This is a genomic window from Lentzea sp. (genome assembly GCF_035525475.1).
Lineage (GTDB): Bacteria > Actinomycetota > Actinomycetes > Mycobacteriales > Pseudonocardiaceae > Lentzea.
On the sequence record NZ_DATLEC010000137.1, the window covers coordinates 25,347 to 36,317 of the forward strand.

At 68.1% G+C, this 10,971-nt stretch carries 10 protein-coding genes, 1 tRNA gene and 1 pseudogene; 5 read left to right on the forward strand and 7 right to left on the reverse strand.

The genetic code is table 11. The annotated features are described in order from the left end of the window. The first annotated feature begins 73 nt into the window (after positions 1-73). The gene (locus tag VM306_RS22990) at positions 74-433 is read left to right on the forward strand and encodes a hypothetical protein (protein WP_030480258.1); all 360 of its coding nucleotides are present in this window, start codon (positions 74-76) and stop codon (positions 431-433) included. Between the two features lie 244 nt (positions 434-677). Here the strand turns inward: VM306_RS22990 and VM306_RS22995 are convergent, their stop codons facing one another. The 3 genes from VM306_RS22995 to VM306_RS23005 are packed head-to-tail and all read right to left on the reverse strand — an operon-like array spanning position 678 to position 3,908. Then, entirely contained in the window at positions 678-1,460 is a 783-nt protein-coding gene (locus VM306_RS22995) for an SDR family NAD(P)-dependent oxidoreductase (RefSeq protein WP_325518438.1), read from the reverse strand. Beyond that, entirely contained in the window at positions 1,460-2,620 is a 1,161-nt protein-coding gene (locus tag VM306_RS23000; protein ID WP_325518456.1) for an MFS transporter, read from the reverse strand. Before VM306_RS23000 ends, VM306_RS22995 begins: the two co-directional genes overlap by 1 nt. 40 nt (positions 2,621-2,660) lie before the next feature. Next, the gene (locus VM306_RS23005) at positions 2,661-3,908 is read right to left on the reverse strand and encodes a GH1 family beta-glucosidase (protein ID WP_325518440.1); all 1,248 of its coding nucleotides are present in this window, start codon (positions 3,906-3,908) and stop codon (positions 2,661-2,663) included. Positions 3,909-3,990: 82 nt separating this feature from the next. Here VM306_RS23005 and VM306_RS23010 point away from each other — a divergent pair, with 82 nt between their 5' ends. Further along, positions 3,991-4,635: a TetR family transcriptional regulator gene (locus tag VM306_RS23010; RefSeq protein ID WP_414672437.1), complete on the forward strand. Its 645-nt coding sequence runs from the start codon at positions 3,991-3,993 to the stop codon at positions 4,633-4,635. On the opposite strand, the gene VM306_RS23015 is transcribed toward VM306_RS23010, so the two are convergent. Next, positions 4,632-5,813 carry an amino acid deaminase/aldolase gene (locus VM306_RS23015; RefSeq protein ID WP_325518444.1) on the reverse strand — a complete coding sequence of 394 codons (1,182 nt, stop codon included), beginning with the start codon at positions 5,811-5,813 and terminating at the stop codon, positions 4,632-4,634. The genes VM306_RS23010 and VM306_RS23015 overlap by 4 nt on opposite strands. A gap of 86 nt (positions 5,814-5,899) precedes the next feature. On the opposite strand from VM306_RS23015, the gene VM306_RS23020 reads away from it, so the two are divergent. Then, positions 5,900-7,183: a D-arabinono-1,4-lactone oxidase gene (locus tag VM306_RS23020; RefSeq protein ID WP_325518446.1), complete on the forward strand. Its 1,284-nt coding sequence runs from the start codon at positions 5,900-5,902 to the stop codon at positions 7,181-7,183. A 31-nt stretch (positions 7,184-7,214) separates the two neighbouring features. Here the strand turns inward: VM306_RS23020 and VM306_RS23025 are convergent, their stop codons facing one another. The 3 genes from VM306_RS23025 to VM306_RS23035 all read right to left on the reverse strand — a co-directional run bounded on the left by VM306_RS23025 (position 7,215) and on the right by VM306_RS23035 (position 9,333). Then, a complete protein-coding gene (locus VM306_RS23025) occupies positions 7,215-7,871 on the reverse strand; it encodes an NAD(P)H-binding protein (protein WP_325518448.1) in 657 nt (218 codons plus the stop codon). 15 nt (positions 7,872-7,886) lie between these two features. Next, positions 7,887-8,504: a hypothetical protein gene (locus VM306_RS23030; protein WP_325518450.1), complete on the reverse strand. Its 618-nt coding sequence runs from the start codon at positions 8,502-8,504 to the stop codon at positions 7,887-7,889. 746 nt (positions 8,505-9,250) lie between these two features. After that, positions 9,251-9,333, reverse strand: a tRNA-Leu gene (locus tag VM306_RS23035). A 117-nt stretch (positions 9,334-9,450) separates the two neighbouring features. On the opposite strand from VM306_RS23035, the gene VM306_RS23040 reads away from it, so the two are divergent. Continuing rightward, complete coding sequence (locus tag VM306_RS23040) at positions 9,451-10,692, forward strand: FhaA domain-containing protein (protein ID WP_325518452.1); 1,242 nt, start codon at positions 9,451-9,453, stop codon at positions 10,690-10,692. A gap of 50 nt (positions 10,693-10,742) precedes the next feature. Then, positions 10,743-10,971 (forward strand): annotated as a pseudogene (locus tag VM306_RS23045) (FHA domain-containing protein); the annotation flags it as partial.

Below are 10,971 nucleotides of genomic sequence, written 5' to 3' on the forward strand. Positions count from 1 at the left end.
GACCAGCTCGTACAGCTCAGGGCCGCGCTACGCGAAGCCGCCGACCAGGCGGAAAGGTGACGGTGACGTTTCGATGGACGCGATCCTCGGACAGGTTCTTCGCAACGCTGTGTGGGAACGTCTCGACCTGCTCACGGAGCTGGCGAGCCGCGCTGACGCCCCGTCCCTCCTGTCGGTGGCTCGATCCGAGCTCCCTCGGCTGACCGAGGGATGGCGTGCTCTGCTGGCAGCGCACGAGCCGGACGAGAAGGGCAACTGCCCTGAGTGCTCCGGCCGCTGGCGCCAGCAGAAGTCACCTTGCTCGGTGTGGCGCGCCGCGTACGAACACCTGGTCGCGGGCGGTCTCGCCCCGCGCCCGGCTCGCCACCTGCGCGAGGCCCCGGTGACCCCTCCTGTCACCCGGTCCCGCCGCGCGGTGGCTCGAGCCCACTAACGGGCGTTTGCGATCGACCTGGCGTCCCCCCGACACGACCAGGTCTGCAAACCGCCTACTGACCGGGGCTCGCGATGTGCGAACCCCCGACCGCGACATCGCGAGCCCCGGTCAGCTTTACCTCCACAGATTCCCGCGGGCCGGTGACGTGCACCTTCCCTCCCCGACCGTCACCGGTCCGCGGTCACCAACCACGGCCCCCGTCTGCACCTCCCGCGCAGATGGGGGCCGTTTTCACGTCCGCCTAACGGTGGGTGCCGGTCTTCCAGGCCAGGTATGACGTCAGTCCGGGGAAGAGCCGGCCGGAGATCTCGAACGCCTTGAGCTGCCACGGGAACAGGTGCTCCGCCCGTTCCTTGACCACCGCGTCGACGATCGCCTTCGCCACTCGTTCCGTGGTCACCGGCGGGATCATCAGCCGCGCGACGGCCGGGATCCGCTCCTCGGCGCCGGGGTTGTTCACGAAGTACTCGCTCGACACCTTGCCCGGCACGACCTCGCTCACCCCCACCCCGGTCCCGCGCAGGTCAAGCCGCAGGGACGCGGTCAAACCGCGGAGCGCCCAGCGGGACGACTGGTAACCCACGCAGCCGGGAATCGGCAGGCGCGACACCGGCGAGTTCACGTTGACGATCCAGCCAGAGCCGCGCGTCCGCATGGCGCCCAGGTACTCCCTGGTCAGCAACAACGCCGCCAGGTACGGCACCGCGGTCATCGTGACCAGCTCGTCCGCGGAGGTGTCGTCGAGGAACAGCCAGCGGCCCACACCGGCGTTGTTGACCAGCACATCGGGTGCCGGGACCTCCTCGGCGAGCGCGTGGATCTGCGCCGCGTCCGCGAGGTCGGCCACGTGGGCCGACGCCGAGCCGCCGAAGTCCTTGATCCGCTTGACCTGCTGATCGAGCAGTTCGGCGCTTCTGGCCACCAGGTGGACGTGCGCGCCGTGCGCCGCGAACCGGAACGCGGTATCGGCCCCGATCCCCTGCGACGCCCCCGTGACCAGAACGTTCTTGCCCGACAGCTGCATCAGACCACCGATCGCACTCGACTCATCAACACCGCCGCCAGCGTCGTCGCCAGCGCCGACACCGCGAACAGGCCGCGGTAGCCACCCAGGTTCGCCAGGATCAGCGCGGTCAGCAACGGCGCGATGACCTGCGGCAACGCGTTGGCCACGTTGAGCACGCCCAGGTCCTTCGCCCGGTCGGACGCCGCCGGCAGCACCTGGGTCAGCAGCGCGATCGCGACCGCCCAGTACGTGCCGAAGCCGACGCCGAGCAACGGCGCGGCGACCAGCGCGCTCGTCCAGGTGGGCCAGACGACCAGCAGCAGCGCGGCCAGGGCCATGACGGCTGACGCCAGGTAGACGTACGGCTTGCGGCGGCCCGATCGGTCACTTCGTGCGCCGAACAGCACCGCTCCTGCGGCGAGCGCCACCCCGTAGAGCGCCATCAGCACGAGCAGGCCGTCCTCCGGAGACGGGTGGTGGACGACGTCGCCGAGGAAGTAGAGGAGGTAGAGCGTCCCGAACGCGTTGCCGAGGTTGATCATGAGGTGGCCGCCCCATGCCCACGCGAAGTCCGGGTGCTCGCGCGGCGAGATCCAGAACGTCGGCTTGACCGGCTTGACGACGAGCTGGGTGTCCGGCGTCCGCAGCACGAAGAAGAGCGCGCCCATCAGCACGATGACCGCGCACGCCAGATAACCGGCGGGTAGTCCGCTGACCAGCAACGTCACGACGACCGCGCCCAGCACCGTACCGAGCATCTGGCTGATGCCGATGAGTCCGCCGACCTGCGCCCGTTGCGCGACGGGCACCCGGTCGGGCACCGCGGAGGTCAGCGCCGCGAGCATGCCGCCGATCCCCGCCTGCACGAGGCACCAGCCGACGGTCATCACGAACACCGACGGGGCGTTGGCCAGGACGCCGAGACCGACGGCTCCGACGACCGCGCCGGCCAGCGTCCACGGGTGACGGCGGCCGAACCGCGAGGTCGTGCGGTCGCTCAAGAAGCCGATCAAGGGCACGACCAGCAACGACACCAGCGCGCCGACACCGGTGACGATGCCGAACACCAGCTCCTTGTTCGCCTTGTCGAGCAGCTCGGCCTGCTGCGGCAGCAACACCTGGATCGGCGCGTAGACCGCGAGCCACAGCCCCAGGTTCGCGGCGAACAGCCACGCCATCCACCCCCGCCGGACCGGGACGACCGGTTCGGCCAGCGCCTCACTCACCCCTGATCACCCCGCGGTACCAGTGGAACGAGTCGCGCGGCGTGCGGACCTGGGTGGCGTAGTCGACGTGGACCAGGCCGAAGCGCTGCGAGTACCCGGCCTCCCACTCGAAGTTGTCGAGCAGCGACCACACGAAGTACCCGGAGACGTCCGCCGCCCGCGCGGCCTTGAGGTGTCCGTCGAGGTAGGAGATCCGGTCGGCGTCCTGAATTCCGCCGGGGAAGCTGCAACCGCTCTCGGTCACGTACACCGGCGGCAGGTCCGGGTACCGCTCGCGCAACGCCGAGATCATCTCGGTCAGCCCGGACGGCACGACCGGCCAGCCGAAACCGGTGCGCGGGAACTCGTCGATCTCCACCAGTTCGAACGGCAGCGGGTTGCCCTCGGAGGGAGATGTCAGTCTCGTCGGGTTGTAGTAGTTGACCCCGTAGAAGTCGAGCGGCTGGTGTATTGCCTGCATGTCGCCCTCGACGACCGGCATCAGGTCGGCGACTGCGTCGGGATATCGGCCCGACAGAAGTGCGTCCGCGTACAACCAGTTGTGGATTTCGCTGTACGCCTCGGCGGCCACTACGTCGTTCGGGGTAGCGGGCCAGGCAGGCGTGTGGTTGTTCGCCGTGCCGACCGCCTGCGCGTTGTGCGATCGGAGCACCTCGACCGCACGGCCGTGGGCCAGGTTGAGGTGGTGAGCGGTCGGCAACGCGTCGAAGAGGAGCGTCTTGCCGGGGGCGTGCTCACCGATCGCGTAGCCCTGCAGCGTCACCATCGCGGGTTCGTTGATCGGGATCCACATCTTCACCCGGTCGGCGAGGCGGTCCGCGACGAGCGAGGTGTAGTCGGCGAACCGGTCGGCGATGTCCCGGTTGAGCCACCCTCCCTCGGCTTCGAGCTGGAGCGGCGTGTCCCAGTGGTACAACGTCAGGACCGGAGCGATGCCGGCGTCGGCGAGCGCGTCGACCAGGCGGTCGTAGAAGTCGAGCCCCTCGGCGTTGACGGGCCCCTTGCCGGTGGGCTGGATCCGCGGCCACGCGACCGAGAACCGGTACGCGTTCACGCCGAGCCGCGTCATGAGCGCGACGTCCTCGCGCCACCGGTGGTAGTGGTCGCACGCAACGGATGCGTTGTCGTTGTCGTGTACCGGAGTGAACTCGTCCCACACGGAGGGCCCTCGACCGCCGGCGTCGAACGCGCCCTCGATCTGGAACGCGGACGTCGACACTCCCCACAGGAAGTCGCTCATCGATCCTCCAAATGTGAAACTTGTTCGGATCGTAGGCGTGTTGACAGGTTCAGGGAAGTGAAAAGGCCGTGCAGCAGGCAAGATGGAAGAACCCGAACCACTGGGAGTCGCCGTGACGAGCACCACCCCGCTTCGCCGTCAGCCCGTCCAGCAGCGCAGCGCCAAACGAGTCGAGCGCATGCTCGAGGCCTGCGCGACTCTCATCGACGAGGTGGGCTACGACGGCGTCACCACGACGTTGATCGCGGAGAGAGCGGGTGTGGCGGTCGGATCGCTCTACCAGTTCTTCCCCGACAAGAGAGCAGTCGTGCAGGCGCTGACCCTGCGCAACGTCGACAAGTTCTCCCAGGGCATCACCACCAAGCTCGAGCAGGCGACGCTCGAGCACTGGTGGGACGCGGTGGACACGGTGTTCGACGTCTACGTGACGATGCACCGCGAGATCCCCGCGTTCGGCAAGCTGCACTTCGGCGACGTCGTGGACATGCGGCTGCTCGACGACCGCCGCGACAACAACGCCGTCATCTCGGACAAGATCTCGGAGCTGATCTCGGGCAAGTTCGGCATCCCGATGAACGAGGTGGGGCTGCCGATCGCGATCGCCGTCGAGGCCGCCGACGCCGTGCTGAAGATGGCCTTCCGCAACAACCCGATGGGCGATCCCGCGATCCTCGCCGAGGCGAAGGCACTGGTCAGGGGCTACCTGTCGTCCCGACTGCCCGCCTAGCCGAAGTTGCGGCGCTCCCCGCGGTAGGTCGGCACGGTGCGCTCGATGCGGTCGCCGCGCACCAGGTGGACCTCGTCGAAGCGCTCGAACAGCTCGCCCGCCTTGGCGTGCCGCATCCAGACGCGGTCGCCGATCTTCAGCTGCTCGGCGGCCTTGCCGGTGACCGGCGTCTGCACCTCGCCGGCGCCTTCGAGGCCGAGGGTCTTCAACCCCTCCGGCAGGTACGGCGACGGCTGGCGGTCGGACGTGGGCGTGCCGGACGCGATGTAGCCGCCGGCGAAGAGCGTCGCGGTGCGCCTGGTCGGCTTGCGCACCACGGACAACGCGAACAGCGCCGCGGGCTCCGGTGTGAACGACTGGTAGGCGTCGAAGAGCGTCGGTCCGAAGAGGCCGCTGCCGGCCGCGAGCTCGGTGACCGACGGGTCGGTCGCGGTCAGCTCCAGGCTTCCCGTGCCGCCACCGTTGACGAACTCCAGCTCGGCGACCTGCCGCACCGCGCCGACGACAGCGGTCCGCCGTTCGATCAGCTCGGGTCCGGACTTGCGCTGGATGAACCGGATCCCCATCGCGCGGAACGGCTGACCGGGCGGGTTGTCACCCAGACCGGCGATCTGCCCCTCGTAGGCCATGACCGCCACGAGCGTGAACCCGGTGCGGCGCACGATCCTGGCGGCAAGGGCCTTCGCCTGCTCGGGCGTGTGGATCGACGACCGCCGCGGACCGATGTGGACACCCGGTAACGGCCGCCACGACACGTCGAGCTCCAGGCAGACCCGGATGTCGCCGTGCGGCCCGATCGCGGAGTCCACGAAGTCGAGGTGCTCCAGCGAGTCCACCATGATCGTGACGCGCTGCCGCGCGGTCTCGTTGGCGGCGAGCTTCTGCAACGCCGCCCGGTCAGCAGTCGGGTAGGCGACCAGCAGGTCCTCACTGACGTTCTGCTCGGACAACCACAGGGCCTCGGCCAGCGAGTAACACATGACCCCGGCGTAACCGGGCCGTTCGAGCGCCCGGCACACCAGGTCGCGCACGCGAATCGACTTGCTCGCCACCCGGATCGGATGACCGGCAGCGCGACGGGCGAGGTCCGCCGCGTTGTGGTCGAAGGCGTCCAGGTCGACGATCGCGAACGGAGGATCCAGGTCCTTCGTAGCGGCGTCGAGTCGAGTTCTGCGCATGCACTGACGGTACGTCGTGAACCCTTGAAACGTGAAGAGCTTTCACTTACGTTACTCGCAGGTCACACTCTCCCGTGGAGGTACGCGTGTGGACGAACTGGGCTAAAACGGCGTCCTGCACCCCGACGCGCGTCGTCCACCCGTCCAGCACGGACGAGATCGCAGCAGCGGTCTCCTCCGGCGGCCGAGTACGAGCACGAGGCAGCGGCCACTCGTTCAACGACATAGCGGTGGCCCCGGAAACCGCCCTGGACCTGGACCGCTGGACGGGCACAGTCCGGGCGGACACCGAAACAGGCCTGGTCACGGTCCGCTCCGGCACTCCCCTGAGCGCCTTCAACGCCGACCTCCACCGCCTGGGCCTGGCAATGCCGAACCTGGGCGACATCGACGCCCAAACCGTGGCAGGCGCAGTCTCCACCTCCACCCACGGCACAGGCGCCAAACTGGGCGTACTGGCCACAGCGATCGAGTCCCTGGAACTGGTCCTGGCCGACGGCTCAGTGGTCACCTGCTCCCGCGCAGAACGCCCAGACCTCTTCAACGCGGCCAGAGTGGGCCTGGGCGCACTGGGCGTCATCAGCACCCTGACCCTCCGCTGCGTCCCGTCATTCGTGCTGCAAGCGTCAGAGTCCCCAGGCCGCCTGGACGCGGTACTGGAACAGTTCGACGACCTTTGCGCGGTAGAGGACCACGTGGAGTTCCACTGGTTCACGCACTCGGACCGAGTGATCCTCAAGCGCAACAACAGGATCACCGAACCAGCACGCCCACTGTCGAAGATCCGCCAGACGTGGGAGTACGACGTGATGGAGAACGCCGCGTTCGGCGCGGTGTGCAGGGTGGCGAAGACCTTCCCCCGCTACACCAAGCGCCTCAATGAGTTCTGCGGCGCGATGATCTCAGAGCGGTCCTACTCGGACTACTCCCACAACGTCTTCGTGACACCGAGGCGGGTCCGCTTCGTGGAGACGGAGTTCTCCATCCCCAGAGAAACCCTCCTGGACGTGATCGCCGAACTCAGGACAGTGGCGAACAAGCTGAGCGACCAAGACCACCTGATCGTCCCCTGCGAAGTCCGCGTGGCCCAGGCAGACGACATCTGGCTGTCCACGGCAAACGGCCGGGACACGGCCTACATCTCCATGCACCAAGCACTCGGCATGCAGTACAAGACCTTCTTCGACGCCTACGCCAGCATCGCCAAGTCGGTAGGCGGCCGCCCCCACTGGGGCAAGATGCACGACCTGACAGCGGAAGAACTGCGCCCGCTGTACCCGCACTTCGACGACTTCCTACGGGTACGCAACGAGGTAGACCCCGACAGAACGTTCACGAACGAGTACCTCGACAGGGTGCTGGGCGAGTGATCGAGGACCCAACGGCCAGGGAAGCACGCAACTAAAGAACAGCCCGAACGGCGTCCACAACCGGAGTATCGCCGTTCACCAGCTCCAAGGTCTTCCCAACGGTCCCAGGCGCCGAAAGCAACTCCACGATCACAGCGGCAACATCAGCCCGGGCAACAGACCCCCGAGGCAACCGAGGCGCAGCGAGAGTCACCAACCCGGTGGGCGCGTCGTCCACCAACCGGCCAGGCCGCAGGATCGTCCACTCCAGATCCCGCCCACGAAGATCTTCCTCAGCCGCCTTCTTCGCCTTCAGATAGACAGCGAACGAAGCATCCACCTCAGGCGAGTCGGCGTCCTCGATCCCCACGGACGACACCTGGACGAACCGCCGCACCCCGGCCGACACAGCAGCTGAGGCGAACAGGGCAGCGGCCCCGTAGTCCACGGTGTCCTTTCGGGCGGCCCCAGAGCCTGCCCCCGCACCTGCGGCGAAAACCGCGGCATCGGCACCGTGCAGATACGAAGCGACCGAGTCCAGGTCAGCGGACTCCAGGTCGCACAGGACCGGGACGGCCCCGGCAGCGGACACATCACCAAAATGATCGGGATTGCGGACCAGCGCGGTGGCGGCGTGTCCACGGGTGGTCAGCTGCTGCTCGAGAAGCAGCGCGATCTGTCCGTGTCCGCCGGCTATGACTACTCGCATAGGTCCGACCGTAGATCAGGAAGCGGTGGCGAGCACCTGCTCGTAGACGAGCTCGTTGACCCAGCGGGTGATGGCGGTGTCCTCGGCGGGCACGTTCTCCTGGCGGCCGGACACGTCGACCGAGAGGTCCTTCTCGTCGTCGGCGAGCAGCACGGAGACGCCGTAGCGGCGGACGCGGGGCAGGCCGTTGGCCAGGTAGTCGTGCGAGAAGGCGACGGACTCGGGGAGCACGACCGCGGCGTTGCCGTAGCGGGAGAAGGGAACGGCGGAGGCCAGCGCGGTGCGCCAGTGGCGGGCGACGGCCAGGACGCCGACGATGCGGACGGCGACCGGCGGGACGCGGCCTTCCATCTCCGGCCACACCCATGTGGAGACAGTGGTCTTGTCGGCCTCGGGGGCGGCACCCACGCACACGCGCTCGGCGTGGGCGTCGGCCAGGAGCTCGGCCACGACGACGACCTTGCGGCCCATGAGGACCATCTCGGGGAGGACCACGCCGTGCCAGCCGAGGCGGATCGCCGCGGCGGCTGCCAACTCCTCGACGGACGCGGGCAGTTCCGGAACCGGGACCGGCGTCGTCGACAGACCGTTCGCGCTGTCGAGGGCCGCGATCCTTGCTGGGGTGCTGCTCACGCCAGTGCCTCCTCGTCACCCGCGGCGGGCGATCCGCCGCGTTTCGACTCGTGCTCTGGATAAAGAACTAGCAGGAAGCGCACGGCCCACCCCCAGGTCACAGGCCCCCCTGCGATCGACGGCGCTGACCGGTCGGTGACCGGTCGAAGAGGGGTGCGGGGAGTTCGGTCCTACGGTGCTGCCGTCTGGGTGACGCTGGGCCGGATGGACGCGCTGAAAGACCTGCTCACAGTGGGTGCATCACGCGTGGGTGGAAATCGCCGCTCATCGGCGGGCGGCGCCGTCCGCCGACCGTTCACCGCGCCAGAACGACCACCTGCATGACGATCACGGCGTTACTGGGTCCGCGACCTGCGAAAACATCTACCGCTCCCGCAATGCCGTCATTCCGCGGCCGGAACTGCGACGTGCTCGACGTGCGCTCGATGCGGATGGGTGCGGCGGGAAGGAGGTTCCCGGAATCCTCTCCCCGAAACCAATGACCTCACCCGCATCACCAGTTCCAGGAAGCGGAGCGAACCGGTGTTCGCCGAACCCCCGAAACATTCCGCCCACGACTTCGCGCTCGACCGTGTCACGCGGGCGGCCGGCGAGCACACCCCGAGGTCGGCGGAGCCGCCGTAGCCCACATGCTGGCCCCCGAACGAGTGACAGACATCACCTGTTGGATCAAGGAATCCGATGGGCGCCATCAACGACAGAACCCCCCTCGCGATTCCGCGAGAGGGGTTCTGTCTGTCTTTGAATGGGCAAGGGGGGAGTTGAACCCCCACGTCCTTTCGGACACACGGACCTGAACCGTGCGCGTCTGCCATTCCGCCACTTGCCCCTGGAGACGTTGGAAACACTAGCACGCGTCCAAACCAGGTTCCTAATCGCCCCCTGTAGGCGTCGTCGTACCCGGATACGATCGGTACAGGAGCCCGTCCGAGCGGAAGGAGTCGACATGGGCCTGCAACGCTTCGAGCGCAAGCTCGAGGGCATGGTCGGCAACACCTTCGCGCGGGTGTTCGGCGGCAACGTGGTGCCCCAAGAGGTGGCACAGGCGCTGCAACGGGAGGGTGACAGCAACATCCGCGAGCTCGCGGGTGGCAGACTGCTAGCCCCCAACCACTACAAAGTGTTGCTCGGAGCCCAGGACCACGAGCGGCTTGCGGGCGACGAGCAGGATGAACTACGCATCACCCAGCTACTCGCAGAGGGCCTGCGGGAGCACCTGGCCGAGTCCGGGTGGGACACCTACGGTGACGTCGTAGTCTCCCTGGAGCGCTCCGAGGCGCTGCACACCGGACAGTTCCGAACCAGCTCGTCCGTCGACCCCGACGTGAAAGCGGCCAGCCGACGGTCAGCACAACCTCGCACCGCAGGAGACCGACCCATGAGCCAGCCACCCGGCTACGGACAAGGACAGGGCCAGCCCGGCCAGGACCCTTATGGTCAGGGCGGCTACGGCCAGCAGGGCTACGACCAGCAGGGCTACGGCCAGCAGCAGGGCTACGGCCAGCAGGGTTACGACCAGGGTTACGGCCAGCAAGGCGGCTACGACCAGGGTTACGGCCAGCAGGGCGGCGGCTACGGCGGCGCCCAGCCCGGCTACGACCAGGGTTACGGCGGCGCCCAGCCGCAGCAGCCCGGCTACGACCAGGGGTACGGCGGCGGCGCACAGCCGGCCGGGTACGACCAGGGTTACGGCCAGCAGCAGGGCTACGGCCAGCCGGCCGGCTACGACCAGGGGTACGGCGGCGCACAGCCGGCCGGCTACGACCAGGGTTACGGCCAGCAGGGCGGGTACGACCAGGGTTACGGCCAGCAGCCGGCCTACGGCCAGCAGGGCGGCTACGACCAGGGCTACAACCAGGGCGGATACGCTCCTCCCGCCACCCAGGGCGCCAACCGCCAGCTCAACGCGACGCTGCACCTCGACGACGGTTCCAACCGCACGTACAACCTCAAGCAGGGTGGAAACGTCGTAGGACGTGGGCAGGAAGCCGACTTCCGCCTCCCGGACACCGGGGTCTCCAGGCGACACCTGGAAATCTCGTGGGACGGGCAGAATGCGATGCTCGCGGATCTCGGTTCGACCAACGGCACCACGGTGAACGGCACGCCAGTGCAGACTTGGCAGCTCGCGGAGGGCGACGTCGTCCGCATCGGCCACTCGTCACTGGTCTTCCGCACCGCGGGCTGAGGTCGGTACGGGCGCCGGTAAGCAACTCAAGGCAGGAGCGGTTACGACCGGTGGCAGAGCTGGTGATGCAGCTGACCAGAGCGGGTTTTCTCGTGCTCCTCTGGCTCTTTGTGCTGGCCGCCCTACGTGTGGTCCGCTCTGATCTCTACGTTGCCTCGGGACTTCGGGCATCAGGTCTGCCCGGATTCCGGAGGTCCGAGAAGTCGGCGAGGGGAAGCAAGGCGCCGCGTCAGCTCGTGGTCACCCACGGGGCGCTGACCGGCACCCGCATCTCGCTCG

Coding starts and splice junctions, on each gene's coding strand:
- VM306_RS22990 (WP_030480258.1), top strand. CDS start 74: ATGGACGCGATCCTCGGACAGGTTCTTCGCAACGCTGTGTGGGAACGT.
- VM306_RS22995 (WP_325518438.1), bottom strand. CDS start 1,460: ATGCAGCTGTCGGGCAAGAACGTTCTGGTCACGGGGGCGTCGCAGGGG.
- VM306_RS23000 (WP_325518456.1), bottom strand. CDS start 2,620: ATGGCGTGGCTGTTCGCCGCGAACCTGGGGCTGTGGCTCGCGGTCTAC.
- VM306_RS23005 (WP_325518440.1), bottom strand. CDS start 3,908: ATGAGCGACTTCCTGTGGGGAGTGTCGACGTCCGCGTTCCAGATCGAG.
- VM306_RS23010 (WP_414672437.1), top strand. CDS start 3,991: ATGGAAGAACCCGAACCACTGGGAGTCGCCGTGACGAGCACCACCCCG.
- VM306_RS23015 (WP_325518444.1), bottom strand. CDS start 5,813: ATGCGCAGAACTCGACTCGACGCCGCTACGAAGGACCTGGATCCTCCG.
- VM306_RS23025 (WP_325518448.1), bottom strand. CDS start 7,871: ATGCGAGTAGTCATAGCCGGCGGACACGGACAGATCGCGCTGCTTCTC.
- VM306_RS23040 (WP_325518452.1), top strand. CDS start 9,451: ATGGGCCTGCAACGCTTCGAGCGCAAGCTCGAGGGCATGGTCGGCAAC.